Annotated in this window: 22 protein-coding genes, 1 tRNA gene and 1 pseudogene; 12 read left to right on the top strand and 12 right to left on the bottom strand. The window is 66.3% G+C overall.

Going from position 1 to position 26,446, the window contains the following annotated elements; all coding sequences use genetic code 11:
• Positions 1-2: 2 nt before the first annotated feature.
• Genes QYM46_RS05635 through QYM46_RS05645 form a run of 3 tightly spaced genes read right to left on the bottom strand, consistent with a single transcriptional unit; the run spans position 3 to position 3,143 of the window.
• Positions 3-935: a 1,4-dihydroxy-2-naphthoate polyprenyltransferase gene (locus tag QYM46_RS05635; RefSeq protein ID WP_169251675.1), complete on the bottom strand. Its 933-nt coding sequence runs from the start codon at positions 933-935 to the stop codon at positions 3-5.
• A gap of 38 nt (positions 936-973) precedes the next feature.
• On the bottom strand, positions 974-2,209 hold the full coding sequence (locus QYM46_RS05640; protein ID WP_432791170.1) for an AMP-binding protein: 1,236 nt from the start codon (positions 2,207-2,209) through the stop codon (positions 974-976).
• 13 nt (positions 2,210-2,222) lie between these two features.
• Positions 2,223-3,143, bottom strand: a complete 921-nt coding sequence (locus tag QYM46_RS05645) for a 1,4-dihydroxy-2-naphthoyl-CoA synthase (protein ID WP_432791171.1) — start codon at positions 3,141-3,143, stop codon at positions 2,223-2,225.
• Positions 3,144-3,256: 113 nt separating this feature from the next.
• On the opposite strand from QYM46_RS05645, the gene QYM46_RS05650 reads away from it, so the two are divergent.
• On the top strand, positions 3,257-4,408 hold the full coding sequence (locus QYM46_RS05650) for an o-succinylbenzoate synthase (protein ID WP_432791172.1): 1,152 nt from the start codon (positions 3,257-3,259) through the stop codon (positions 4,406-4,408).
• 21 nt (positions 4,409-4,429) lie between these two features.
• On the opposite strand, the gene QYM46_RS05655 is transcribed toward QYM46_RS05650, so the two are convergent.
• The gene (locus QYM46_RS05655; protein ID WP_432791173.1) at positions 4,430-5,137 is read right to left on the bottom strand and encodes a hypothetical protein; all 708 of its coding nucleotides are present in this window, start codon (positions 5,135-5,137) and stop codon (positions 4,430-4,432) included.
• A 15-nt stretch (positions 5,138-5,152) separates the two neighbouring features.
• Positions 5,153-6,679 (bottom strand): alpha/beta hydrolase, encoded by a 1,527-nt coding sequence (locus QYM46_RS05660; RefSeq protein ID WP_432791174.1) that lies wholly within the window; start codon positions 6,677-6,679, stop codon positions 5,153-5,155.
• 59 nt (positions 6,680-6,738) lie between these two features.
• Between QYM46_RS05660 and menD the strand changes: the two genes are divergently transcribed.
• The 3 genes and pseudogenes from menD to QYM46_RS05675 all read left to right on the top strand — a co-directional run.
• A complete protein-coding gene (gene menD / locus QYM46_RS05665) occupies positions 6,739-8,505 on the top strand; it encodes a 2-succinyl-5-enolpyruvyl-6-hydroxy-3-cyclohexene-1-carboxylic-acid synthase (protein WP_432791175.1) in 1,767 nt (588 codons plus the stop codon).
• Positions 8,506-8,614: 109 nt separating this feature from the next.
• Positions 8,615-8,863 carry a type II toxin-antitoxin system Phd/YefM family antitoxin gene (locus QYM46_RS05670; RefSeq protein WP_432791176.1) on the top strand — a complete coding sequence of 83 codons (249 nt, stop codon included), beginning with the start codon at positions 8,615-8,617 and terminating at the stop codon, positions 8,861-8,863.
• Positions 8,833-8,973: pseudogene (locus QYM46_RS05675) on the top strand (Txe/YoeB family addiction module toxin); the annotation flags it as partial. The gene QYM46_RS05670 and the pseudogene QYM46_RS05675, both read left to right, overlap by 31 nt.
• A gap of 111 nt (positions 8,974-9,084) precedes the next feature.
• Here the strand turns inward: QYM46_RS05675 and QYM46_RS05680 are convergent.
• A complete protein-coding gene (locus tag QYM46_RS05680) occupies positions 9,085-10,449 on the bottom strand; it encodes an isochorismate synthase (RefSeq protein ID WP_169251682.1) in 1,365 nt (454 codons plus the stop codon).
• An 82-nt stretch (positions 10,450-10,531) separates the two neighbouring features.
• Between QYM46_RS05680 and QYM46_RS05685 the strand changes: the two genes are divergently transcribed.
• From QYM46_RS05685 to QYM46_RS05700, 4 genes are all read left to right on the top strand, one after another.
• Positions 10,532-11,260: a demethylmenaquinone methyltransferase gene (locus tag QYM46_RS05685; RefSeq protein ID WP_432791177.1), complete on the top strand. Its 729-nt coding sequence runs from the start codon at positions 10,532-10,534 to the stop codon at positions 11,258-11,260.
• A 2-nt stretch (positions 11,261-11,262) separates the two neighbouring features.
• On the top strand, positions 11,263-12,564 hold the full coding sequence (locus tag QYM46_RS05690; RefSeq protein WP_169251684.1) for a geranylgeranyl reductase family protein: 1,302 nt from the start codon (positions 11,263-11,265) through the stop codon (positions 12,562-12,564).
• A gap of 94 nt (positions 12,565-12,658) precedes the next feature.
• Complete coding sequence (locus QYM46_RS05695; RefSeq protein WP_169251685.1) at positions 12,659-13,669, top strand: polyprenyl synthetase family protein; 1,011 nt, start codon at positions 12,659-12,661, stop codon at positions 13,667-13,669.
• A 68-nt stretch (positions 13,670-13,737) separates the two neighbouring features.
• Positions 13,738-14,805 (top strand): permease, encoded by a 1,068-nt coding sequence (locus QYM46_RS05700; protein ID WP_169251686.1) that lies wholly within the window; start codon positions 13,738-13,740, stop codon positions 14,803-14,805.
• A 110-nt stretch (positions 14,806-14,915) separates the two neighbouring features.
• Here QYM46_RS05700 and rarD read toward each other — a convergent pair whose 3' ends face one another.
• Positions 14,916-15,839 (bottom strand): EamA family transporter RarD, encoded by a 924-nt coding sequence (gene rarD / locus QYM46_RS05705; RefSeq protein ID WP_432791178.1) that lies wholly within the window; start codon positions 15,837-15,839, stop codon positions 14,916-14,918.
• 179 nt (positions 15,840-16,018) lie between these two features.
• Here rarD and QYM46_RS05710 point away from each other — a divergent pair, with 179 nt between their 5' ends.
• On the top strand, positions 16,019-17,437 hold the full coding sequence (locus QYM46_RS05710; protein WP_432791179.1) for an FAD-dependent oxidoreductase: 1,419 nt from the start codon (positions 16,019-16,021) through the stop codon (positions 17,435-17,437).
• A 242-nt stretch (positions 17,438-17,679) separates the two neighbouring features.
• Positions 17,680-18,606 (top strand): GTP pyrophosphokinase, encoded by a 927-nt coding sequence (locus QYM46_RS05715; RefSeq protein WP_432791180.1) that lies wholly within the window; start codon positions 17,680-17,682, stop codon positions 18,604-18,606.
• Positions 18,607-18,673: 67 nt separating this feature from the next.
• On the opposite strand, the gene metE is transcribed toward QYM46_RS05715, so the two are convergent.
• From metE to QYM46_RS05730, 3 genes are all read right to left on the bottom strand, one after another.
• Positions 18,674-20,992 carry a 5-methyltetrahydropteroyltriglutamate--homocysteine S-methyltransferase gene (gene metE, locus QYM46_RS05720; protein ID WP_432791181.1) on the bottom strand — a complete coding sequence of 773 codons (2,319 nt, stop codon included), beginning with the start codon at positions 20,990-20,992 and terminating at the stop codon, positions 18,674-18,676.
• Positions 20,989-22,029, bottom strand: coding sequence for a methylenetetrahydrofolate reductase (locus QYM46_RS05725; RefSeq protein ID WP_211168072.1), 1,041 nt, complete (start codon positions 22,027-22,029; stop codon positions 20,989-20,991). The genes metE and QYM46_RS05725 overlap by 4 nt, the downstream gene beginning before the upstream one ends.
• A 326-nt stretch (positions 22,030-22,355) precedes the next feature.
• A complete protein-coding gene (locus tag QYM46_RS05730; protein ID WP_169251691.1) occupies positions 22,356-22,847 on the bottom strand; it encodes a YajQ family cyclic di-GMP-binding protein in 492 nt (163 codons plus the stop codon).
• Between the two features lie 160 nt (positions 22,848-23,007).
• On the opposite strand from QYM46_RS05730, the gene QYM46_RS05735 reads away from it, so the two are divergent.
• Together QYM46_RS05735 and QYM46_RS05740 are read left to right on the top strand one after the other, a co-directional pair.
• A tRNA-Tyr gene (locus tag QYM46_RS05735) sits at positions 23,008-23,089 on the top strand.
• A 137-nt stretch (positions 23,090-23,226) separates the two neighbouring features.
• A complete protein-coding gene (locus tag QYM46_RS05740; RefSeq protein ID WP_432791182.1) occupies positions 23,227-23,778 on the top strand; it encodes a DUF1992 domain-containing protein in 552 nt (183 codons plus the stop codon).
• A gap of 87 nt (positions 23,779-23,865) precedes the next feature.
• Here QYM46_RS05740 and QYM46_RS05745 read toward each other — a convergent pair whose 3' ends face one another.
• Both QYM46_RS05745 and QYM46_RS05750 read right to left on the bottom strand, forming a co-directional pair.
• Positions 23,866-25,080: a M20 metallopeptidase family protein gene (locus QYM46_RS05745; RefSeq protein ID WP_432791183.1), complete on the bottom strand. Its 1,215-nt coding sequence runs from the start codon at positions 25,078-25,080 to the stop codon at positions 23,866-23,868.
• A 63-nt stretch (positions 25,081-25,143) separates the two neighbouring features.
• The gene (locus tag QYM46_RS05750; protein WP_169251694.1) at positions 25,144-26,316 is read right to left on the bottom strand and encodes a hypothetical protein; all 1,173 of its coding nucleotides are present in this window, start codon (positions 26,314-26,316) and stop codon (positions 25,144-25,146) included.
• Positions 26,317-26,446 lie beyond the last annotated feature (130 nt).

Below are 26,446 nucleotides of genomic sequence, written 5' to 3' on the forward strand. Positions count from 1 at the left end.
CCTCAGAGCGCCAAACCGAGGCCCATCAGCGCGGAGAAGGCCAATCCGGTCAGTCCGGTGGATTTGATCGGCGGAATCAGCCCTGGACCCGTCGTGCCGCTGAGCACCGTCTTGAGCGGACTCAGCGCTGGGACGAGGGCGAGGATCGCCAAGGCGACGGCGGGATGTCCGTCGAGGATCGCCAGCGCCAGCAGCGCGAAGGGCAGCAGCACGAGCACCGCGTAGGCGATGCGCGCGGCATTGTCGCCCATCTTCACGGCCAGAGTGATCTTGCCCGCCTCGATGTCGGTGGGAATGTCGCGGAGGTTGTTGACCATGAGCACGGCCGAAGCCAGTGATCCGATCGCAACGGCACCGGCCCAGCCGCTGAGGCTGAGGTGACCGACCTGCATCCACATCGTGCCCAAGGTGGCGACAAGGCCGAAGAACACGAAGACGAACACCTCACCGAGGCCCATGTAGCCATAGGGGCGTCTGCCGCCGGTGTAGAACCAGGCGGCGGCGACGGCGGCGGCCCCGACGATGAGGAACCACCACGCCTGCGAGATAAGGATGAGCACGATGCCTGCAACCCCGGCCAGGCCGAAGAAGATGAAAGCCGCCCGTTTGACCGCATGGGGTTCGGCCAGCCCGGTCGCCGTGAGACGGACGGGTCCGACACGTTCGTCATCGGTGCCGCGGATGCCGTCGGAGTAGTCGTTGGCGTAGTTCGAACCGATCTGCAGGCACAGAGAGACGAGGAGGGCGAGAAACCCGCGCAGCAGGATCTGCGTGAGGCTGACATGCTCGTCGTTGCCGGAGATGTCGTCGAGGATGAAGGCGGTGAATCCGCCGAGTGAACCGATAGCGGCGCCGGTTCCGATGAGGACGGGTGCGAGAGCCAGGGGCAGAGTTCGCAGTCGAGCTCCAGAAATCCACTGGGCGGCATCAGCCATAGGTCTCGCTCACCTTCCTGTCGGTTTGTGGAGCCGTCTTATATTACCGGTTGTTCACCGGTATGGGTATTCGGATCGTTCGCCATGAGATCCGCGGCGATCCGGGCCGCCGCCCGGCGATCGGGTTTGCCGATCGAGCGGTTCGGAATCTCCGCGACCGGGAAGACGAGCTGCGGCAGCAGATACCCCGTCATCCCATGGTCGAGGGCGTTGAGTCGCTGTGCCGATTCTCGCGGATTCTCCGCTTCGACTCCACCGTCGTCGGCAGTCCGGACGAGTGCGACGATGAGTTTGCCCCATTCCTCATCGGGCACCCAGGTCACGAGCATCTCCGCGATTCCCGCCTGCTGCCAGCTCGGCAGCAGTCCGGTCTCCAGGGCGTGCGGGGAGACGTTCGTGCCCCCGGAGACGATGATGTCATCGGCGCGACCGAGCACACTGAGCACGCCGGAGTCGATCCGTCCCAGATCACTGGTGTGCATGATCCTCCGTCCCGCTTCGTCGACGGTGAGGTCGGGGGAGTCGACCGGGCCGATGGTCCCGTCGTCGCCGATCTCGACGTAGCCGTCGGCGACGACGGGTCCGGTCAGGTCGATCGTCCCTGCCTCGGTGATGGTCACCTCGACCCCGTCGAAGGGCACCCCGTCATAGACGCAGCCGCCCGCCGTCTCGCTCATCCCGTAGGTCCGCACGATCGCCAGCCCCGCGGCTTCGGCCCGGTCGAGCAGCGACGGTGAGATCGCCGCTCCGCCGAGGAGGATGTGCGCGATCCGTCCGGCCGCCTCGGTGGCGGAGCCGTCCTCGAGGATCCGGTGGAGTTGGGTGGGCACGATCGAGGTGTACGTCGGTCGGTCACCCGCCCGCTCAACCAAGGCGGTGACCTCGGTGGCGAAGGACTGGGCGGTGAACCTCGCCGAGGCGGCCCTGACCGGGGCGCGGCCCGCCAAGCGGGCGCGCAGCTCGACCTGGAACCCGGCGATGTGGTTGACCGGCAGGCACAGGTGCCAGTCGCCGGGTCCGGAGAGGAACCGTTCGGTCGACCGGGCCGAGGCTGTGAGCGCGTCTGCTGACAACGCCACCGCTTTCGCCTTCCCCGTCGACCCGGAGGTGAAGAGGATCAGCGCCGGAGCGGGGCCCGGTCCTGCCCAATTGCGGAAAGCCGCCTCGGTGACGGCGCCGTCGCGATCCGACGGAAGGATGAGGATCGACGTCCCGGTCAGTGCCCGATCGATGGCCTCGGGCAGCTCGGCGGGCTGCAGTTCGCGTGCGGTCATGCGCGGACTCGGTTCAGTAGTACCAGGGGAACGGCGACCAGTCGGGGTCGCGTTTCTCGAGGAAGGCATCGCGGCCTTCGACGGCTTCGTCGGTCATATAGCCCAGTCGGGTGGCTTCACCGGCGAAGACCTGCTGGCCGACGAGTCCGTCGTCGACGAGGTTGAAGGCGAACTTGAGCATGCGCTGTGCGTTCGGGGACTTGCCGAGGATCTCGCGAGCCGTCTGCAGGGCGGCGGCTTCGAGGTCGGCGTGGTCGACGACTTCGTTGACGGCACCCATATCTGCCATCTCCTGAGCGGAGTAGGTGCGGCCGAGGAAGAAGATCTCACGGGCTTTCTTCTGCCCGACCATCTTCGCCAGATAGGCGGAGCCGTAGCCCGCATCATAGGAGCCGACATCGGCATCGGTCTGCTTGAACTTCGCGTGCTCGCGGGAGGCGATGGTCATATCGCACACGACGTGGAGGCTGTGCCCTCCGCCGGCGGCCCAGCCGGGGACGACGGCGATGACGACTTTCGGCATGGTGCGGATGAGCCGCTGGACTTCGAGGATGTGGAGGCGTCCGGCACGGGCCGGATCGACGCTCTCGCGGGTCTCACCTGACGCGTACTGGTAGCCGGAACGACCGCGGATGCGCTGGTCACCGCCGGAACAGAACGCCCAGCCGCCGTCCTTCTCACTCGGACCGTTGCCGGTGAGCAGCACGGCGCCGACGTCCGAGGTCTGGCGGGCATGGTCGAGGGCGCGGTAGAGCTCGTCGACGGTGTGCGGACGGAAGGCGTTGCGGACCTCGGGGCGGTCGAAGGCGATGCGCACACAGCCGATGTCGCTGCCGGTGGCAGGATCGATGGCCCGGTGGTAGGTGATATCGGTGAAGTCGAAGCCGGAGACTTCACGCCAGGCAGAAGGGTCGAAGATTTCTGAAACCGTCATGGTCCCCAGCCTAGCGCGTGGACCTTCGCCCACGGTCCGGGCCCGGGTGGCGAATGGTGCGGTTCCCAGCGGCAGGCAGGCGTGGCAGGGACGGTGAGAGTTAGTCTGGGCTCATGGCCGATTCTGACCGTTCGCATTCCTATGCACCCAAACCTGTTTCCCTCTCCTCAGCACCGCTCGATCTTCCCCGACGCTTCGATGAGGTCATCGAGGACCTGCATGTGGTGCGGCTGCCGATGGTCACGCGGTTCAGGGGGATCACGGAGCGGGAGGTGGCGCTCTTCTCGGGCCCTGCCGGGTGGGCGGAGTTCTCCCCGTTCGTCGAATACGGCACCGAGGAGGCCAGCCGGTGGCTGCGCGCCTCCCTCGAGTTCTCCGGGCTGATCCCGCAGCCCGCCGCCCTCGCCGAGGCGGTGCCCTCCACCGATCAGGGGCGCGGTTGCGCTCCGGTTGCGGTGGCGAGCGGTGAGACCGTCGCCGTCAACGGCACCCTGCCCGCCTGCCCACCGGATCAGGTCGAACCGATCCTGTCTCGCTATGGCCGGGTCGGCACCGTCAAGGCGAAGGTCGCCGAACACGGTATCGACTCCCTCCCAGAGGATCTGGAGCGCCTGCGGGAGTTCCGCAGGCTCTTCCCGGATACGACGCTGCGCCTGGACGCGAACGCCGGTTACTCACCGACCGAAGCTCTCGAGGCCTGCGAAGCGTTCGCCGAATTCGATCTCCAATACTTCGAGCAGCCGGTGCCCGCGGTCGAGCAGCTCGCCGAGCTGCGCGGGCAACTCTCCCGGCGAGGACTGCCGATCGTCATCGCTGCCGACGAATCCATCCGCAAGGCCGAGGATCCGCTGCGCGTGGCAGAGCTCGGGGCAGCCGAGGTCATCATCGTCAAGGTCCAGCCGTTGGGCGGAATCGGCGCCGCCCTCGATGTCATCAGTGCTTCGGGCCTGCCGGCCGTCGTGTCCTCGGCTCTCGAATCCTCTGTCGGCCTGGCCGCCGGTGCCGAACTCGCCGCCAGACTGCCGCACACCGACCGCAGCCGGGACATCCTCGGCGAACGAGTGGCCTGCGGACTGGGCACCGGCCGTCTCTTCACCGCCGATATCGTCGCCGAACACGAAGCGCTGACACCGGTCGACGGTGCCGTCCCGGTCACGCGAATCGTCCCGGACCCAGACCGCCTGCACCAGCTGGCGGTGGATCCGGGACGATTCGAGTGGTGGGCCGACCGGCTCCAGGACTGCTGGAGCGCCCTGCGCGGCTGAACTGGCTCTGGCTGAGCCGGGTCAGCCGGCCTTCTTCACGGACTCGACGAAAGCGTCAGCGGCATTCGTCACGGTCGCTTCTTCGACATCGGCGATATTGGATACGGCCACGACGTTGTTGCCGACGAGGGCGTAGACCATACGCAGGTTCATGGCTGTCTGTCCGCCGGCCTCCACGGAGGCGACGATTCCATTGGTCTCGTCTGCCCCGTCGACCTCGGCGTCGAAAGTCTTGTACTTCATGGACATCTCGACGCCGGCGGTCTTGATCTTCACATCGCTGCATTCTTCTGCGATCGTCGAGGCACCCTCGATCTGGGTCTGTGCTCCGTCCACATCGTCATAGCTCGACAGGGCTGCGGAGAGGATGTTGTCGGTGGAAGTTCCAGCGACGGTGGTGCCCTTGGCAGCGAGGTTGGCGTTGAGGAGGTTCATGGTGATGTCTTTGCACTTGGCCGGTTCGAACTCGGAGCTCTCCAGGGCCTTGGTTGCCTCGCTGGAGGCATTGCCTGCACCGTCGACGGCCTTGAACGACTGGCCGTCGGCCTGGGTCGACTCGAGGATTTCCTTGAGCTTCGCTTCGTCGAGTTTGCTTGCCTGCGGGGTCTCTTCGGCTGCCGCCTGCGAGGAGTCGCCGCCGTCAGCCTGATCCGGTTTGTCTCCTCCGCCCGTGCAGCCGACGAGGGAGAGTCCGGCGAAAAGAGCGATGGCTGGGAGTATGCGTTTCATGGATGACCTCTCGAGTCAGCGTTCTGAGGAATCGGCGGCCGACGATTCGCGACCGCTCTCAATATAGACGCCAGCGGGATCGTTCGTGGATTCTGTCTGTGCCGGATCTGGAACATCGGCTGTGGACCGCCTGCGATCGACCGCCTCATCGACCGTCGCCGAGGCGATCCTGACCGTGGTCACCTCGTCCTGTCCCAGCCTGGCGAAGTGCGCAGTGCGCTTGCCGGGGATGATCGGATCGTGCATGGCCGCGGCCAGCCGACCGGTGAACGTCAGTCGCCCCTTCTTGTCCGCCTTCTGCTGATAGGCGTTGTCCCCGCTGGGACCGGACACGCTGATGTCGTAGCGGCATCCGGGATCGAAGAGCCCGGGAGTGCGCACACGGAAGCTGCCGGTTCCGCTCAGGGAGAAGCCGGCGGCGCTGACGGCGTCGAAGCGCACGACCTGCGCGCGACGACGGGAGATCTCCACCCGCCACCCGTGGATGTCGAAGAGGGCATGTCCGGTGAGGAAGGTGAACTGTCCGCCATCGGCCACGCGATCGGTCCGTCCGCGATCCGAACTCGCATAGTTGCGCCGTTTGGCGAGGGTCTTCAGCCAAGCGCCGAGTTCGCGTTCCCAGCTCGTCCAGTTGTGCAGGCCGCTGGTGCGCGGAAACCAGGAATGCCGGATGCCGAGGGAGTTGAGTCGCGCGGAGAAGCGCTCGCCCTGCGAGCTGATCATCGTCTCCAGCAGGTCGCGATCCTTTGCCCCTTCGAGGCTGCCGGAGCCGGCACTGAACCACAGGTCGAGGCCGCGGAGGTTCTCGGCCAGAGCATACGGGGAATTCGCCAGCCATTCGCTGCGGTCGGTGCCGGGGTCACCGAACAGGCTCAGTGATCGGGCTCCTTCGCGCATCGCGATGATATCGAAGGCCGGGACGGTCGACAGGGGATCCAGGGGTGAGGAGAACGCGGCGGCCGATCCGTACCTGTCGGGATGCCAGGCCGCATACTTCATCGCCCCGTATCCGCCCATCGACAGTCCCGCCAGCAGCTGGCTGGCAGGCGCCCAGTCGACGGAGAAGTTCGCTTTGAGGAAGGCCGGGATCTCCTCGGTGTGGAAGCGCGGCCAGTCGTGGACCTCGCTGCCGACGGCCAGGCGCGAATACGTTCCCGCCCCGCCGTCGGGCATGACGACGAGGTACGGGGAGTCGAGGGTGAGTTCCTCGGCGGATCCGAAATCCGTCCATGAGCGGAAATCATCGCCGCCGCCGTGGAAGAGGTGGATGACGGGGCTGACCTCGGCGGGAATGCCCGGCAACAGCACACGGACCCCGACGGTGCGGCCGAGTGCGGGGGAGTAGAGGAAGAATTCGCGCAGCCTCGGCGAGAGTTTCCGTTTGTCCCGGATATGCCAGGTCCGGGCGTCCTTCCCGCGGGGCTCGGGTCCGAGGAAGGAGGTGGTCTGGTCGCGGGCGGGATAGCGTCCGCGCTGGGAGCGGGCCGCGGTGAGTGTGCGGATGGCACGTGCCCCCATCGCGAAGATCAACGAGCGGCGCATTTCTCGAGGTTAGAGGGCAGAGGTGAACCACAGGTGGTCAGGTGGTTGAATATCAGGTGATGTCGAATTCGAGCGCGGTGGCGCAGCAGATTGCCCGAAGCCTGGTTCACGCCGGTGTCAGTGATGTCGTCTTCGCCCCCGGTTCACGGTCCGCGCCCTTGGTCTATGCCGTGGCACCGCTGAACGAGGCGGGGCTCGTCCGGACTCATGTGCGCGTCGATGAGCGCGATGCTGCCTTTCTCGCCCTCGGCCTGGCCCGTGGTCTGCGTGCGCGCGGCAGCGAGTCCGCCGTGGCGGTCGTGACGACGTCCGGATCGGCCGTGGCCAACCTCCATCCCGCCGTCCTCGAAGCCTCGTACGGGCATCTGCCGCTGCTGGCGCTGACCGCCGACCGTCCCGCTCGGCTGCGCCGTACCGGAGCCAACCAGACCATCGACGACCAGTCACAGGTGCTCTCCGATGTCCGTGCCCGATTTGATGTCCCCGCCGGGGACAGCGCCGAGGCGGTCGCCCGATCCGTGTCAGACGCCGTGGCCGCGGCACTGGGATCACACAGAGGCACCGTCACCGAGGCGGCCGGCCCCGTCCAGTTCAATGTGCAGTTCGACACCCCCTTGGTTCCCACCCCGGGGGAGCTGAACGCGTGGACGGACGAGATCGGCGCGCTGGCTGGCAACGACGCAGGGCGACGTGTGAGGCCGACCGTGTCTGAGCCTCGTGCGCGCGTCGGAGTCACCATCACCGACGGGACCGTCCTCGTCGCCGGGGACGCCGGCGGGTATCCGGCCGAATCTCTGCATGCGCTCGCCGCCGACCAACACCTTCCGGTGCTTGCCGAACCGTCGAGCCCGCTGGCTCGCACCGCTGCTGACCTGTCGGCCACCGGAGCAGCCGAGCCGTCGACCATCGTGCCTGCCCATGCCCGTGTGCTCAGCGATCATCCCGATCTGCGCGAGGCGATCCGCACCGTCATCGTCCATGGAAAACCGACCCTGACCAGGCCCGTGGCGGCACTGTTGGCCGACGAATCCGTGACTGTGCAGCACGTTCCCGACGCCATCGATGCGTGCGATCTGACCGCCCGCGACGAGAGGCCCGGTGGGCTGACGGCAGCGGGCGAGGCAGAGGGGGTTGCCGCCTCGGGGCCGGCTTGGGTGCGCGCCTGGATCGACGCCGGGACGTCCCTCGTGGCAGCCGCACGAGCAGAGCGGGCCGCGGAATCCCGCCCGGAGCCGACTGGGACCGGGACCTCGGGTGACGCCTCGGCGAGGGAATTCCAGTCGACCGCACGGACGATCACCGAGCGGCTGGCCGTGCAGGACCTCACGCTCTTCCTGGCCAGCTCGAATTCGGTGCGCTACCTCAGCGACGCCACCGACATCCGCGCCCGCATACACGCCTCACGCGGGCTCGCCGGAATCGACGGACTGATCTCGACAGCGACAGGTCTGTCCTTGGGCCTGGGGGAGCCGGTCTTCCTGCTCATCGGTGATATCGCCATGCTCCACGACATCGGCGGACTGCTCACCCCGAGCGCCGAGGCTGCCGGTGACGTGACGATCGTCGTACTCAACGACGACGGGGGAGCGATCTTCTCCGGGCTCGAACATTCTCAGCCCCACCTCGAAGGTTTCCTGGAGCGCTATTTCACGGTCCCCCACGGTCGCGGATTCGCCGATCTCGCCGCAGCCTACGGATGGGAGTACATGCGAGTCAGCGACCTGGTGAGCTTCGACCATGCCATGGACGAGGGCCTCGGCGCCGCCGACGATCGCAGCGCGACCACCGCCGGGACGCGTCGCATCATCGAAGTCCGACTCGACTGAGACTGCGCAGCCTTATGCGGGATTATCGCTGGGTAGTTCCTGTGACCGATCATTGCGATTGGTGGTACCAAAAACATGTACCACTCGTTCGAAAGGGGAGGCTCTCATCATGTCCGTCAGCGCAAGCGAGGCGCGCAAGACCCTGTTCCCGCTCATAGAGCGAGTGAATGAAGACCGTGTTGCCGTCGAGATCGTCTCTCGCAAGGGCAATGCTGTTCTGATGCCGGCCGCCGAGTACGCCGCATGGCAAGAGACCGCCTACCTGTTCCGCTCATCGACCAACGCTCGCCGCCTGCTCGATGCCTACGACCGTGTCCGCCTGCACAGTTCTCGGGGATCGGCAAGCCCGAACAGCTGAAGTACGGAGCCCAGGGCTCGTGGTCGCGGCGCATCACCGATGAGCACCGACTGGTCTATCTCGTCGTCGACGAAGACCTCGTGATTCTTCAGGCCCGCTACCACTACTGAGTCGATGGCCTTCGGTGTGGGCACATGGCCCGCCTCGTGGGCCGCCCGGCGCTCACCTTCGCCGATTGGGCGCGGGACAGCGTCGGGGAGTTCCGATGACTATGAGGACCCTCAGTCCAAACCGAGCGCCCGACGCATCGGCTTGAGCTTCGCATCCGTCTCGGCCACCTCGGTGGCGGGATCCGAATCCGGCATGATTCCGGCCCCGGCATACAGCCGTATCCGATTGCGGTCCTCGAGCTGACCGCAGCGCAGTGCGATGCCGAACTGGCCGTTTCCGCGCCCGTCCATCCACCCGACGGGACCGGAGTAACGGCCGCGGTCGAGGGGTTCGAGCTCATCGACATGCGCCACCGCGCTCGCCTGCGGGTACCCGCCGACGGCCGCGGTCGGGTGGACCGCTGCGGCGACGTCGAGGGCGGTGAGCCCGGACTCGGTGGCAAGGTTCGCCTGCGCGTCCGACGCCGAATGGATGACATTGGCCAAGGGCAGCAGGTGAGGGCGCTCATCGACGGTGACATCCTCGGCGACCGAACCGAGACTGCGCTGCAGCGAAGCGATGGCGAAGGCATGCTCGGTGCTGTCCTTGTGCGCGCTCAGCAGCCTCCGGGCCGCAGGCATCTCCTCCATCGGGTCCTTCTCCACGCGGTAGGTCCCGGCCAGCACACGTGAGGTCACTCTGCCGTTCTCGACCCCGATGAGCAGTTCCGGGGTCGACCCGATGAGACCGGCGATGTCGAAAGTCCAGCAGCTCGGGTAGCTGCGGTTGAGTGCGCCGAGCACCGCACGCACGTCGATGTCCTCATCGGTGGTGACGACCTCGTCGCGGGCGAGGACGATCTTACGCAGAGTCGGATCCTCCGAGAATGCATCCACTTCTGCGGAGGTGTCGATCGGGGTGAGCATGCCGGCGACCTGCTCGACGAGCCGAGCCCACTTCTCGGGACCGAGGTGCCCGGCTTCGGCGCGGGCCGACTGCACGCGCTGCAGCGGTTCGGCCTGCAGGACCGGAGGCAGCGGCGGCTCCTCGGCCGTCGAGATCGAGGTCAGCCACACGCGGCCGCCGCGGCGGCCGAGAACGAACTCGGGGACGTGGATGATCGAATCGACCGCAGATTCGCCCGAATATGCGACCGTGGCAAAGCACATGAGCCCGGATCCGAGCAGATCGACCTCGTCCTCGATCTGGGCCGCCTCGGTGATGGCCTTCCACGCATCCGAGAGCTCGGTGAATCGCTGCCGACCGCGAGCACGGATGCGCAGGGTGCGGCCGAAGCCGATGAGACCGGAGGTGTCTCGGACCCAACAGGAGAAGCCGTCGGTCGGCAGCAGTTCGAGCGTCTGCTCCACGGTGGTGGGCAGACCCGACTCGAAGGGGAAGCCGGGTCCGGGATCGACGTCGTCGACGAAACGGGACCGCACGCGCAGACGGGGAGGGGCGGAGAGGATGTCGGAAGTGCCGAAAGTCAAAGTCATGTCGCCTCGATTCTAGTTCAGTATCAACCCTGCCAGGGATCCGGATTCGCCCTCCCGGTTGAGGTGTTGAGAGAATATGGTCATGAACCGTGCCAAGCTGGACAAACAGCCCGCCGACGTCGCGTCGATGTTCGATGATGTCGCCTCCCGATACGACCTCACGAACGACGTCCTCTCCTTCGGACTCACCCGCGTCTGGAGGCGCACCGTCGCCCATTCCGTGGCCGCCGGGCCCGGTGAGCGCGTGCTCGATCTGGCTGCCGGCACCGGCACCTCCTCGATGACGTTCACCCACCACGGCGCCGAAGTGGTGGCCGGGGACATCTCCACCGGTATGCTCACCGAGGGCCGCCGCCGGCACCCGCAGATCGACTTCATCTACGCCGATGCGATGGACCTGCCCTTCGCCGATTCGAGCTTCGACGTCGTCACGATCTCCTTCGGCATCCGCAACGTCAACGACGTCGATCAGGCTCTGACCGAGATGCTGCGCGTGCTCAAACCCGGCGGACGCCTCGTCATCTGCGAATTCTCCACTCCGACACTCGACGCTTTCAGCCTCGTGTACAAGGAATACCTGATGAAGGCCCTGCCCGCCGTGGCACGTGCCGTGTCCTCGAATCCGGAAGCCTACGTCTACCTCGCCGAGTCGATCCGTGAGTGGCCGAACCAGGACGCCTTCGCCCACCAGATCCTCGACGCCGGCTTCGACCAGGTGAAGTACCGCAACCTCACCGGCGGAATCGTCGCCGTCCACCACGCTCTCAAACCCGCCGAGGCGGCCGACACCGCGGAGTCGGCCCAGCTTTGACGATGAATGAGTTCGATGCCGAAGTCGTCGTCGTCGGTGCCGGCCCGGCCGGCTCCGCGATCGGCGCCTACCTCGCCCAGGCCGGGCACGAGGTCATCATCCTGGAGAAGTCCGGGTTCCCGCGCGACAAGATCTGCGGCGATGCCCTGACCCCGCGTGCGGTCAAAGAGGCCGGCTACCTCGGTATGGAGCTGTCGGAGTCCGACGGCTGGCACAGGAACAAGGGCCTGCGACTCATCGGGGGCGGCCACCGTCTCGAACTCGACTGGCCCGATATCGACGGCACACCGAACTACGGGGTGACCCGCCCGCGCATGAGCATGGACGAAGCCTTCGCCCGCCACGCTCAGCGCAGCGGGGCACGGCTCTTCGAACAGGTTCGCGCCATGTCGCCGGACGTCGGCGAGGACGGATGGATCCGCGGAGTCCACGCATCCGGCACCGACCACCGTGGTCGCCGTGTCGGACCCGAGGCCCACTTCCGGGCACCGATCGTCATCGCCGCTGACGGAGTCTCCTCCCGGCTGGCCGTCTCGATGGGACTGGAGAAGCGCGACGATCGCCCGATGGGAATCGCCGCCCGCGCCTATCACACGACGCCGCGGCATGCCGATGACTACATCGAATCCTGGGTGGAGATGCGGTCGACGAATGCGGCCGGGGAATCCGAGACCCTGCCCGGATACGGGTGGATCTTCCCCCTCGGCGACGGCACCGTGAACATCGGTGCCGGACTGCTCGACTCCTCACCGCAGTTCAAGTCCGTGGATCTGCGCGGAATGATGAACCAGTGGATCGCTGACATGGGGCACGAGTGGGGCATCGACGAAACCACTTCCCTGGGACCGATCAAGTCCGCGGCCCTGCCGATGGCCTTCAACCGCACACCGCACTTCCACCGCGGTCTGCTGCTCGTCGGCGACTCGGGCGGAATGGTCAATCCGTTCAATGGCGAAGGCATCGATTACGCCCTGGAGTCCGCACGCATCGCCGCCGAGGTGATCTCCACCTACTCCCGTTACCCGCAGGCCGTGATGCGTCGTCGTCTCGAGGAGTACCCGTCGCTGCTGGGGGACTCCCTGGGCGGATACTTCACCCTGGGCCGGGTTTTCGCCTCGATCATCGGCCATCCTGCGCTCATGCAGTTCGGAATCAAGTACGGTATGGGTGTTGACGTTGTGATGGAGTTCGTCGTCAAATTGTTGGCGAACCTCTACCGCGACCCGAAGGTCTCCGAGGCCGATCTCATCGACAGGGTGATCTCCGCCCTGACCCGAATCGTCCCGGCCACCAGCAATGTCTGAGCGCACGGACCACGGTGAGACCACAGTGAGGAACTCCGAGCGCAAGGGCTGTGACAACGGCATGCCGAGAACGACTACGACGAATGACGAGGACATGAGCCACCTAGCCTCTCCGGCCACCTTCACCGGTGACGACGCCCAGCTCGCGGCAGAGATCTCGACTCAGTTGGAAACCGTGGAGGCCCGTCTCTACGAGGTCACCGAACAGACGCGGAGACTGCCCGACGAGACATCGAAGCATCTGCTGGCCGCCGGCGGAAAACGCGCCCGTCCGAACCTGGTTCTGCTCACCGCCCGCCTCGGCGATGCGAACAACGACGACATCATCGACGCGGCCGTCGCGGTCGAACTCATCCATCTCGCATCGCTCTACCATGACGACGTCATGGACGACGCGCCCGTGCGCCGCGGAGCACCGGCCGCCCATGAGGTGTGGGGCAATTCGGTGGCGATCCTCACCGGCGATCTGCTCTTCTCCAAGGCCTCCGGCGTCACCGCGAACCTCGGCCCCGAAGCCGTGCGCATCCAGGCCGAGACATTTGAGCGTCTCGTCCTCGGTCAGCTCAACGAATTCGCCGGCCCGCCGGAGGACGCCGACGAGATCGAGCACTACATCCAGGTGCTCGCCGACAAGACCGGATCGCTCATCGCGACCTCGGCGCGCTTCGGCGTCATGTTCTCCGGAGCCGATGCGGCGCTGGCCGAGCCCGTCCGGGTCTTCGGCGAACGCGTCGGCGTGGCCTTCCAGCTCGCCGATGACATCATCGACCTGACCACGACATCCTCCGAGTCGGGCAAGACCCCGGGCACGGATCTGCGCGAACGCGTGCCCACCCTGCCCGTGCTCTACGTGAGGGCCGCTGCCGCTGAGGGTGATGCCGCCGCCGCCGAGGTGGTCGACCTCCTCGATGCGGATCTGACCTCCGATGACGCTCTGGAAGCCGCTCGTGCTGCGCTGGCGGCCCATCCAGTGACCGAGAAGGCCCGAGCAGAAGCATTGCGCTGGGCCGATGAGGCCAAGTCGGCTCTGGCCCCGCTGCCGGAGGGACGTGTCAAGGACTCGCTGTTCGCCTTCGCCGACTCCGTCGTCGCCCGCACCTCCTGAAACCTTCTTCCGACCGCTTCTGATCAGTTTCTCGGCCGTTTCGGCACAGGCACATAGGACATACCGCGATGACGCACACCTCGGCTTCGGCACCAGTTCGGCCCCCGCAGAGACTCAGTGCCGCCGACTGGGTCGGACTCGGCGTGCTCGCATTGCTGCTCGTCGTCGGCCTGAGCTGGTCGAAATGGCTGCCGTACTGGGACAAGACTCTCACCCTGAGCCAGACCTCGCTGTGGGAGGGCTCGCCGCTCTTCGACGCCGCCGGGGACTCGGTGTCGCTGTCCGGTGCGTGGGAGTTCACGTTGGTGTACTTCACCGCCGTGTGGAAGGCCCTGCTCGTGGCGCTGCTCGTCGCGGCCGCCGTCGATGCCCTGGTGCCGCGTGACTGGCTGCTGAGGCTGCTCAATCGTCGCAGCCACACCGGTCAGTCCCTCGTCGGTGCCGTCTTGTCGATGCCGTCGATGATGTGCACCTGCTGTGCGGCGCCGGTCGCCGCAGGTCTGCGGGATTCGGGCGTCCGGCGGTCGGCCGCTCTTGCCTATTGGGTGGGCAATCCGCTGCTCAACCCCGCAGTCCTCATCTTCTTGGCCCTCGTCCTGCCATGGCAGTACATGGTCGTGCGCATCGTCTTCGCGCTCCTCATCGCCGTCGGTGCGGCTGCTCTCATCGGACGGTGGGTGAGCGGTCCCGCCGAGGTGGCACCCGAGCCCGACGCCGCCTCGGCGCGTCTGTCGTCGCTGCCCACCCGCTACCTGCGGTCCTTGGCCAGGTTCACACTCATCCTTGTGCCCGAACACCTTGCGCTCGTGTTCGTCATCGGACTCATCGCACCGTGGCTGACCGGGGTCTTCGGGCTCGAAGCTCAGTTGGGTGCCGGCGCGGTCCTGATCGTGGCGGTCGTGGCGACCCTGCTGGTCATTCCCACCGGTGGAGAGATTCCGATCATCCTCACCCTCGTGCCACTCGGCGTCGGCGTCGGTGTCACGGGTGCACTGCTCATCGCGCTGCCGGCCCTGAGCATTCCGTCGATGGTCATGGTCGGCAAGGCGATGGGGTGGAAGACGACGGCAGCAATGGGCGCGGCCGTCGCGGTCGCCGCGGTACTGGCCGGAGGAGCGCTGGCAGTCCTGAGCTGAATCACGGCACGGTGGGACCGCCTCGGTGACGGTGTGGGTAATTCTGGGGCCCGCCCCAATTACTACCTGACGGCGGCTGAGCAACCTCGCGCGAGGTTGCTCAGCCGCCGTCAGGTAGTAATAGAGGGGCGTCGGCTGTGGCGGATCATGTCCGTGCACAGCAGGATCACGGCGATCCAGATGACGAAGAAGCCGATCCAACGAGTCGTCGACATCATCTCTCCGAGCACAGTGACGCCGAGGGTGAATTGGATGGTCGGGGTGAGGTATTGGAGCATGCCCACCCAGGACAGGGGGATGCGGCGGGCGGCGGCGCTGAAGAGGATGAGCGGGATCGCGGTGGCCGGGCCGGTGATGATGATGACGAAGACGTGCCAACCGCCGAACCCGCTGAACGTCTGCAGCCCCAGCGAGCCGAGGACGATGAGGTAGATCGCCGAGGGCACGGCGAGGACGAGGCTTTCGACGGCCATGCCTTCGAGCGCGCCGACTCGGCTGCCGACCTTGTTCTTCACCAGTCCGTAGAGGCCGAAGGACAGGGCGACGGTGAACGCGAGGTACGGGACGCGGCCGAGGCCGATGCCGACGATGATGACCGCGAGCAGACCGAAGCCCACCGCAGTCCACTGCAGGGGCCGCAGCTTCTCGCCGAGGAAGATCACGCCCAGGCCGATGGAGATGAGCGGGTTGAGGTAGTAGCCGAGCGAGATCTCGACGAGTTGGTTGGTTTCGACCCCGAAGATGAACGTCGTCCAGTTGATGGCGATGAGCACCGAGGCCAGCAGCAGAACGCCGAAGAGACGCGGTGAGCGCAGAATCCGCCAGGTGCGCAGGAAACCGCCGGTGAAGATGAGGAGGATCGCGCAGAAGACCAGCGACCAGATGACTCGGTGGGAGACGAGCTCAAGTGCGCCGGTGGGTGCCGCGGCCGCGAAGAGCAGCGGCATCACACCCCACAGCAGGTAGGCGGAGAATCCGTTGATCAGTCCGGCACGGCGTCTTGCGCTCTCATCGGGGGCAGGGTTCTGGCTCACGGGCTTCAGTCTAGTGAGGACAGGCTGCGGGGGAGACGGTGGGACTGCCGGTGAGACTGCGGCGTGTGGATGCCCGCTGTCTGCTGCTCTGCCGGCGACAATGCGAGTTTGGTCACGTCATTGTAAGGATGACCTACATTGACGATAGACTCGATGGGACTGAAAAGAGAGGTGTGAGAATGACTCGTCCCTTCCGGGTGGCCATCGTCGGCGCCGGTCCTGCTGGGATCTACGCGGCCGACCTCATGACAAAGGCAGAGCGCGACTTCGATCTGAGCATCGATCTCTTCGATCGCCTGCCGACTCCCTTCGGACTCGTCCGCTACGGAGTCGCTCCCGACCACCCGCGGATCAAGGGCATCATCAACGCCCTGATCAAGGTCCTCGACCGAGGCGATATCCGCCTGTTCTCCAATGTCGAATACGGAGTCGACCTCCACCTCGAAGAGCTCACCGACCGCTATGACGCGGTGGTCTTCTCCACCGGCTGCTTCGTCGACGCCGCACTCGATCTGCCCGGCATCGATCTGCCCGGATCCTACGGTGCCGCGGACTTCGTCAACTGGTACGACTCGCACCCCGACGTCCCGCAGTCCTGGCCGCTGGATGCGCAGCGCGTCGCCGTCATCGGCAACGGCAACGTCGCCCTCGACGTCGCCCGCGTGCTCGCGAAGCAGGCCGACGATATGCACACCACAGAGATCCCCGATCACGTGTACGAGGGGCTGAAGTCCTCGCAGGTCACCGATGTCCACATCTTCGGCCGTCGCGGACCGGCCCAGGCGAAATTCACCCCGCTGGAGCTGCGTGAACTCGGCGCCGTCAAGGACGTCGACCTCATCGTCTACCCGGAGGACTTCGAGTTCGACGAAGGGTCGATGCAGGCGATCGAGTCGAGCAACCAGACCAAGCAGGTCGCCAAGACGCTCACGGACTTCACCATGCGTGAACCCACCGGAGCGAAGCGGCGTCTCCACCTGCACTTCCTGCACGCACCGGTCGCTATCCTCGGCGAGGACACGGTGACGGGGCTGCGCACCGAACGCATGGAACTCGACGGCTCCGGCCGTGCCACCGGCACCGGCAGCTTCCACGACTGGGAGATCGACGCCGTCTACCGTGCCGTCGGATATGCGGGCACAAAGCTGCCACAGCTGCCCTTCGACGATCGCAATCGCGTGATCCCGAACCATGAGGGGCGCGTCGTCGACTCCGATGATCAGACCACGGCCGCCGAAGCCGATGTCGTTCAGGGCGTGTACACCACCGGATGGATCAAGCGCGGACCCGTCGGGCTCATCGGCCACACCAAGGGCGATGCGCTCGAGACCATCGGCCACATCCTCGACGACCGTGCCGCAGGTGTGCTCACCGATCCCGTGTACCCGGACGAATCGGCCATCGTCGACCTTCTCGAATCCAAGGGCGTCGAATTCGCCGATTGGGAGGGCTACCACCGCGTCGAGGCCGCCGAGAAGGCGGCCGGTGAGACCGTGGGACGTGAGCGGATCAAACTCGCCACCCGTGAGGCGATGCTCGCCGAGGCGCGCGGCCACGTCACTGCCGAATCCGTCGGCCAGCCGTCCGCCGGCAGCTGAAGGTTCGGAGCATTTCGCGCCGATCGCGCACCACGCACGATTGTGTCGTCTCCCAGGGCTCAAGTATCCCTCACCGGTCGCGGCACGCCTACACTCCGAACGACATCGGTCACCGTTCGTACCGATTCCACCCGGTGCAACGGGGTGACGAGTCGCTGCCGGTGTGGGATGGTTCCGGCGCGTAGAGTCGGAGACGTCCGCTGCGCACCAGTCTGCGGGCCGTCAACCGGCAGGGAGGCACCGTGAGCGACGATTCGCGGCTGAGAACGATCGTCGAACGAGCCTACGTCGAACGCCTCGACGCCTGGCAGACGGCGGCTGTGCGGATCAAGCATTGGCTGACCGAACAGCAGAAGGGCCTGCTCAAGGACAAGGACATCTCACGCCTCGACGTCGACGGGCATCGGATCAAGGACGCCGCGCGGACCCTGGCCAAGCTGACAGAGAAGTTCGATGAGGATCCGCAGCTCGACATCCGTGACACCGACGAGGTCGAGGATCAGATCCGCGACATCGTCGGCATCAAGGTTCTGTGCAAATCCCCACGCGACCAGAAGATGATGTTCGCGGCCCTGCGCGACCCCGACCAACTCGGCTCCTTCGAACTCATCGAGTCGCGGGACTATACGGACCCTCCGAAGGCCAGCGGCTACCGAGCCTGCCACGTCATCCTCCGCATCCCCTCGGACCAGGGGCAGCCGGTGTTCGCCGAAATTCAGGTCAAGACCCGCCTCCAGGACGCCTGGAGCGAACTGACCCATGAAGACATGTACAAACCGGGTGCGGCGATGAAGCCGAGCAAGCTGCACGGCGAATTCGCTCGCGCCATGGCGAACATGCTCGCCACGGTCGATGACATGGCCGACACGCTGGCCGTCGAGCTCACCGCACTGACCGACCCCGAACACGAACTCGATCCGGTGGCGCTGCGCGAACAGGAAAGCGCCATCGACGTCCGGGTGCGTGCCACCGGACCCAAATACGCCCTGGCCGTCGACGGTTCGGGTCGTCAAGGTCTCATCCCGGCCTTCGCCGTACGCAAGCTCAGCGAGACGAAGGGGACCATCAAGGTCAACGACTACATCGCCGTCGACGATCGGCTGCGGGTCAGTGCGGAAGAGGACTCGAAGGGCCTGTACTACATTCCCCTCGAGCTGCCCCGAGGCTGAAGCCGGCGTCGGACGGGCGGCGCGCCCTGTGGCACGGAACCGAGGCACGCCCTCCCGCCCGACCGGATCAGACCGCCACCGTGGGTGCCTTCCTGGCACGAACCTCATCACGGGCGGCGACGAGATTGGCCAGTGAGGCGCGGACCTCGGAATAGCTGCGGGTCTTGAGACCGCAGTCCGGATTGATCCACAGCCGCTCAGCCGGAACCTTCGCCAGTGCCGCATCGATGAGCTCGGTGAGTTCGGGCACCGAGGGCACCCGCGGCGAATGGATGTCGTAGACGCCAGGCCCGATCCCGCGCACGAAGTCGAAGTCGGCGATGTCGTCGAGCACCTCCATTCGTGACCGAGCCGCTTCGATGCTCGTGACATCCGCGTCGAGGGCGTTGATCGCCTCGATGATCTCACCGAACTCCGAATAGCACAGATGGGTGTGGATCTGCGTGCCAGGAGCGACGCGAGAAGTGACGAGCCGGAAGGAACGCACCGACCAGTCGAGATAGGCCTGACGGTCGGCCTCCCGCAGCGGCAGAAGCTCTCGCAGGGCCGGCTCATCGACCTGGATGATGCCGATGTCGGCCGCCTCGAGGTCGGCGACCTCGTCCGAGAGCGCCAGTGCGATCTGATCGGCCGATTCGGCCAGTGGGACGTCATCGCGGACGAACGACCACGCGAGGATCGTCACCGGACCGGTGAGCATGCCCTTGACCAGCCTCTGGGTCCGCGTCGCGGCGTAGCTCGACCACTCGACGGTGATCGGCGCCGGGCGAGAGACGTCGCCGAAGAGGATCGGCGGCCGGGTGCAGCGTGAACCGTAGGACTGGACCCAACCGTTGTCCGTGGTCGCGAAGCCGTCGAGGTTCTCCGCGAAGTACTGGACCATGTCATTGCGTTCGGGTTCGCCGTGGACGATGATGTCGAGTCCGAGGTCCTCCTGCAGGGTCACCACCCGATCGATCTCCGCCTTCATCGCCTGCTCGTAGGCGGCATCGTCGATCCGAGACGCTCGGTGATCGGCACGAGCCCGACGAACCTCGGCCGTCTGCGGGAACGACCCGATCGTCGTCGTCGGCAGGGACGGGACCTCGAGGACCGACTGAGCCCGTCGTCTCGTCGCATAGTCGGTGCGGAAGCCGCTGTCACCGGCCACGGCTGCGGTGCGGGCGGCCACCTCGGCGTTGTGCACTCGGGAGGATTCGGCCCGGGTGCGACGGGCACGGTCGGAGCGGTTGAACGCCGCGGCGCGCGCCTCGGGTCCGGAGGACAGGGCCGTGGCCAGGGCTTCGACCTCGGTGACCTTCTCCTCGGCGAAGGACAGCCACGAGGCGACGTCGACCGGGAGCGCGGATTCGTTGGCCACTGTGTAGGGGACGTGGAGCAGGGAAGTCGACGTGGACACGCTCAGCGACTTTCGTCCCAGACCAGTGAGCGCATCGAGGCTCTCTCGCAGGTCAGCGGCCCACACAGTGCGTCCGTCGACGATGCCGGCGACGAGGTGGGTCGGCTCGGGCACCTCGGCGGCCACACGGTCGAGGTAGGTGGGGGCGTGGGCGCGGGTGGCGGCGGAGATATCGACGCCGAGGGCGTCGACGCCCGAGGTCGCCAGCGTCGAGAGCCCGGACCTCAGTGATCCGTAGGGTGCGGTGACGAAGATCTTCGGGTGGGTGCCCGCCCCGGACAGGGTGGCATAGGCGCGCCCGGCCGCCTCGGCGAGCTGCTCATCGGTGAACCCGGGGTCGTCGGTGACGAGCGCCGGTTCGTCGAGCTGGACCCAGTCGACGCCGGCGGCGGCGAGGATGGAGATGACGTCGAGGTAGACCGCGGTGAGCTCTTCGAGCCGATCCAGCGGCGAGGCAGTGGTACCGGGTGCGGTCTTCGCCAGGGTCAGCAGGGTGACCGGTCCGACCAGGACGGGGCGGACGAGGTGGCCGGCTGCCCGGGCCTCTGAGACGAGGGAGAGCAGGTGCTGCGGGTGGGCCTTGAAGTTCGTCGAGTCCTCGAGTTCGGGCACGAGGTAGTGGTAGTTGGTGTCGAACCACTTCGTCATCTCGAGCGGGGAACGCTGCGCGGTGCCGCGGGCGAGGGCGAAGTATTCGTCGAGGTCGAAGTCGGTGCCCGTGGTCTCGGAGGGGATGAGGCCGACGCTCAGCGCAGTGTCGAGGAGGTGGTCGTAGTGACTGTAGGACACGGGGATCGCATAGTCCTCGGTGAGCCCGAGCTCGCGCAGTCGGTGGTAGGTGTCGATGCGCAGAGTGTGCAAGGCCTGGGCGTACTCAGCGGCGTCGATGCGTCCGGCCCAATACGATTCGAGGGCCTTCTTCTGCTCGCGTCGGGGACCGATGCGCGGATAGCCGGTGATCGTGGCGGTCGGGAATGGGGCGGTCATGCGTGGTTCTCCTTCGCTGTCGTTGATTCAAGATCGGTTGATGGCGGCCAGCGCCGAGGCGGGGGTTGGGGTGGGAAGGAGCTCACTGAGATTCCTTTCTGTTCGAGTGCGGTGAGCAGGTCTTCGGTCGTGTTCTGGTCGTTGAAGGTGTAGAAGTGGAGGCCGTCGGCCCCCTGGTCGAGGATCGCGGCCGTGTGTTCGGCGGTGATCTCGAGCCCGATGCGTCGAGCGGCGGCGGCATCTCCGGCGTGATCGAAGCGGGCGATGAGGTGGTCGGGGACGGGGAGTCCGGAGAGGCGTCCCATCGTGTGCAGTCGTTTGATGTCGGTGATCGGCAGGATGCCGGGGATGATCGGAATGGTGATGCCGGCATGCTCGGCGCGACGGCGCAGCCTGGCGTAGGCGTGCGGGTCGAAGAAGAGCTGCGTGATCGCGAAGTCGGCACCGTTGCGCTGTTTGGCGGCCAGCACGTCGAGGTCTTCTTCCGGCCCTGTGGACTCGGGGTGCCCGGAAGGATAGGCGGCGACGCCGATGCCGAGGCGTCCGGCGGCCAGCCGGGCGACGTTGTCGGTCTCGACGGTGCGCAGCAGCTGCACAAGGGCATCGGCGTGGGGCAGGTGCCCGGGCGGCAGGCTCGATTCTCCGGCGGGGAAGTCCCCGCGGATGGCGAGAAATCCTCGCACCCCGACGCCGAGGAGGTGGTCGATCCAGGGCAGCAGCTGCGCCTCGGTGCCGGCCGTGCAGGCAAGATGCGCCAAGGGTCGAAGGGAGGTGGTGGCGGTGATGTCGGCGATGAAGTCCGCAGTGCCCTGCAGCCAGCCGCTATTTGCTGAGGAGGTCACGGCAAGGTAATCGGGGCTCAGCGAGTCGAGGAATCGCAGCAGTTCGGGCAGCCGTGCGGCCTGCTTTTCGGACCTGGGTGGGATGACCTCGAAGGACAGCGCTCGGCGCAGACGGTGCCGAGCCTCCGGGTGCGGTTCGATCGCAGAAGCCGGTGCCGAGGCGGAGATCCGCGGCGTGATGAGTGTGGTGGACATGCCGCCATCTTCACAGCGGCGGCGGATGCGCGGGGGCCGAGCCGATGATCGGCGTCACAGCCCGTCACGTGCGGGTCAAGGAACGTATGGTTCGGTCAGATGGGGACACAGTCCGTCACAGTCAGGCAGTCAGCGTGTTAATGGGGTATGCGGTCGTGTTTGCGGAGTCTCCGTTTGTGGTCCGATTCGCCGAGGTGGATCTGCGAATTCTGCGGCATCTCCTCGGCGCACTGACCACAAACGCGAGCTGCGCTCAGGCTCCGATCTCGGGGGAGTGCAGCTCGCGTCGGAGGCGCTCGGGGTAGGTCTCCCCGAGCGACACCGGCTCAGCGGTAGTTGGTGAATTGCAGGTCGACGTCGAGGTCCTGTCCCTTGAGCAGGGCGATGACGTCCTGCAGATCGTCGCGCTTCTTCGAGCTCACGCGCAGCTCATCGCCCTGGATCTGCGCTTTGACGCCCTTGGGGCCCTCGTCGCGGATGATCTTCGAGATCTTCTTCGCATTGTCCTTGTCGATGCCCTCCTTGAGGGACGCGTCGATGCGGTGCTCCTTGCCGGAGGGGTACGGCTCACCGTCCTCGAGGGACTTCAGTGAGATTCCGCGCTTGACCAGCTTCGACTGGAAGACGTCGAGGATGGCCTTGACCCGGTCCTCGCTGTTGGCCTTCATCTGCACGGCTTCCCCGCTCCAGGCGATCGACGCATCGGTGCCGCGGAAGTCGTAGCGGGAGTTGATCTCCTTCGCCGCCTGATTGAGCGCGTTGTCGGCTTCCTGACGATCGACCTTGCTGACGATGTCGAATGAGGATTCGCTGGCCATGAATGCTCCTTTGTCTGCAATCGGTGGTGCCCGCCTGAAACGGGCGAGGCTGGTGCCCCCGAGTCTAGTCGAGGCCCCGAATTGTGATCTGCGTCTACCGAGTTGGTGATTCGGGTCCGGGCCTTGTATTCTTTTCAGGTGCTCATCGAGCGCTGACTGCGGCAGATTGCCCGAGCGGCCAAAGGGAGCTGACTGTAAATCAGCCGGCATTGCCTTCATAGGTTCGAATCCTATATCTGCCACGCAGAACGGAGAAGCTCCGTGACCGAGGGGTCACGGAGCTTCTCTCATTTTCCACCCGTTCCCTTGCCCAGTCGCCCGACCGACGCCTACCGTGTGAGGACAAAGCGGAAAAGCTCCGTCGAGGAGGGCCGAACCGATGAGCGATGACACGGACGATGCGCAGTCGCCTCGGCGTTTGAATTCGCTCGAGGACCGCAACGCCGTCGTCGAATCCGCTCTCGACCGAGCCATCAAGCGCGGTGACTTCGACGATCTGCCGGGCCTCGGCAAACCGCTGACCGGTCTGCACGGCTCATCCGATCCCGATTGGTGGATCAAGCAGAAGATGGATTCCGAAGGCATCAACGGTGTCGCTCCGGCCGCCTTCCAGCTGCGCAAGGAGAACGCCGTCCTCGAGGACACCGTCGACGCCTTCACCGAAGAATCTGACGTCCGAGACTACCTCGCCGGCTTCAACGCCCGAGTCCGCGAGGCCGTGATGGATCTGCGCGAGGGCCCGCCCGTGTTCACTCCGCCCCGCGACGTGGAGAAGGAGGTCGCCGCATGGCGGCGGCGTCGGAATGCGAAGAAGAACGACTCCGTCACCGAGGCGGAACCCGGGGATCCCGAGGCGGAACCGGGGGATCAGCCCGTCGATCCGGAGTCGGTGGGTTCACCTCGGCGATGGTGGCATCGTTTCCGTCGCTGATGCGGGATCGGGCATCGGCAGCCACACCAGCTGGACTCCGCCGCGCACGCCGCACGCCGCCGTGCAAGCCGTCGCGCACGCCTGCGGCTAGTCCGTGTGCGTCTCCTTCGCCAGGCGTTCGACCGCCAGGTGGGCCAGGAGCGCCGCCTGATCGCCGAGCACCGAATCGTCGAAGATGACGAAGGGGGAGTGGTTGTTTCCCTGTCGTTCCGCGGGAACGTCCGTGCGTTCGGCCCCGAACATGAGGTACGTGCCCGGGACTTCGCGGAGGACGAACGAGAAGTCCTCGCTCGGCATGATCGGCTGCTCGAGGAGCTGCACCCGGTCCTCGCCGAGGAAGCCGCGGAGTTCGTCCATCGCCCATGCGGTCTCGTCGGTGTCGTTGACCGTGACCGGATATTGGACGGCGAAGTCGACCTCCGCAGTGCATCCGTGGGCCGCGGCGATGCCGTCGGCCAGCTGCTTCGACCGGGTACGGACGATGTCGAGTGATTCGTCGGACAGCGTACGCACGGTCGCGCCCATGGTAGCCGAGGCGGGGATGACGTTGATCGCGTCCGAGGCGTGCAGCTGGGTCACGGACATCGCGATCGGGTCGAAGACGTCGATGCGGCGGCTGACCATGTTCTGCAGCGCCGTGACGAGTTCGGCCAGGGCCGGCACCGGATCGACCGCGGTCTGCGGTTGGGAACCGTGACCGCCGCGACCGTGAATGGTCACCCGCAGGGTGTTCGACCCCGCCTGCAGAGTTCCCGGCCGGGTGGCGGCCACGCCGCGCGGGCCCGGGAACACATGCGCTCCGAACGCGGCGATCGCCCTCGTGCCGGAGGCGTCGAGCACACCTTCGTCGATCATCACCGACGCTCCGTTGCAGCCTTCCTCTCCGGGCTGGAACATGAAGACGACGTCCCCGGCCAACCGGTCGCGATGCGCGTGGAGCAGTCGCGCGGCTCCGACGAGACCAGCCGTGTGCAGGTCGTGTCCGCAGGCGTGCATATGTCCGTTCGTCGAGGCGAACGGCTCATCCGTCTCCTCGGTCACCGGGAGAGCGTCCATGTCTCCGCGCAGCAGCACCGCTGGAGCGGCGGCCGGCCTGTTCGGGTGCGATCCGCGCAGGACGGCCACCACCGAGGTGGTGCCCACACCCGTGGTCACCTCGAGATCGAGCCCGGACAGGGCATCGAGGACCGCCGCCTGCGTGCGGGGCAGGTCGAGACCGACCTCTGGGAACGTGTGCAGGGAACGTCGCAGCTCCTGCAGCGTCGGGAGCAGAGCCCGGCCATCGGCGAGCAGATCGTGCATGGTGGCCTTTCCGGTGGGGAGTCAGCGTCGTCGGGGCGAGAGCCCTGGCAGTCGGCAGAGTGGTCAGAGTAGGCTGACGAGCACGCTGGCGATGACGACGGAGCCGGCCGACACCGAGGTGAAGCCTCCGACGAGCATGGGCGGAAGCATGACATTGAGCAGCGCTTCCTTCTCATCGTCGTCGCGGGCGATGGACCGGGCGACCTCATTGGTGAGCAGATAGTCGGCCGGGAAGCCGTACATCGCTGTCAGCGCCACCGACATGCCCAGCGGGGCCTTCCAGCGCAGCAGCTTCGTAGCGACGAAGCCGCCGATGACGATGCCGGCACCGCCGACGACGAGGATGGTGATCGTCGGCAGGAACGCGTTGATGACGTCCTGCACGGACGCGGAGACCAGCGGGGCCATGACGATCGCGATGACGCCGGCCATGGCGACGCCGAAGGAGTTCGACCGCTCCATGGCTTTGTCGGGTGAGAGACCGATCGCGGCCGCGGCGATGCCGAGCAGGAGGGCGAGGATCGAGGACGGGATGTGCGTGGGCACGGCCAGCAGCGTTGCGATCGATCCGCCGACGAGGATGAGGAAGAGCATGAACAGCTGATTGTCGACGAGGAAGGACGGCAGGGTCACGAGCTTCTTCTTCTGCGCGGCCTCCTCTTCCTCCTCGTGGTGGGCGGCGGCGAGCTCGTGGAGTTCGCCGCTGTCGCGCAGCTTCGTCGCATAGCGGCGGAGCAGGAAGTTCGTCAGCGGCATCGACGGCAGGGATTGGAGCATGAGCACGAGCGCGGGGAGGACGATGATCGCCGAGGCGGCCCCCTGAGCCGTGAGCCCCTCGGTCGTCAGGCTGGTGGCGACGATGCCGCCGGCCAGCGGTCCGGAACCGGCGACGAAGGTGTCGAAGCCGAAGATCGGGGCGACGACTGCGAGGATGAGGAGGACGGCGACGAGCATGCCCGAGACGGCGATGATCACCGAACGCCACTGCTTGGCCATCACCCGCAGCGGGATGAGCGTGCCCATATGGAACAGCAGCGGAGCGACGAGGATCGTGTAGATCTGCACGAGCATCGAATCGTCGACGATCGACTCCGGAACGATGCCGATCTTGGCGAAGACGAAGATGCCGAGCATCGCGACCAGCAGACTGGGGATCCGCGCTTTCGACCAGATCGAGACCAGCTCGCCGAGAGCGATGAAGGCGAGGACGATTGCGGCAGCGAAGATGGCTTCCATGGACGATCCTTACAGTCATTGAGTGAACCAGCTCACAAGATACTACGTCGCGGGCCGCGCTCGGAGGTTTCGGCGAGATTTCCTGATAGCCGGGACCTGACCGTTGCAGCGGGGCGACGGTCATCGGGGG

This window comes from Brevibacterium sp. K11IcPPYGO002 (assembly GCF_050920635.1).
In the GTDB taxonomy this organism is placed as follows: Bacteria; Actinomycetota; Actinomycetes; order Actinomycetales; family Brevibacteriaceae; genus Brevibacterium.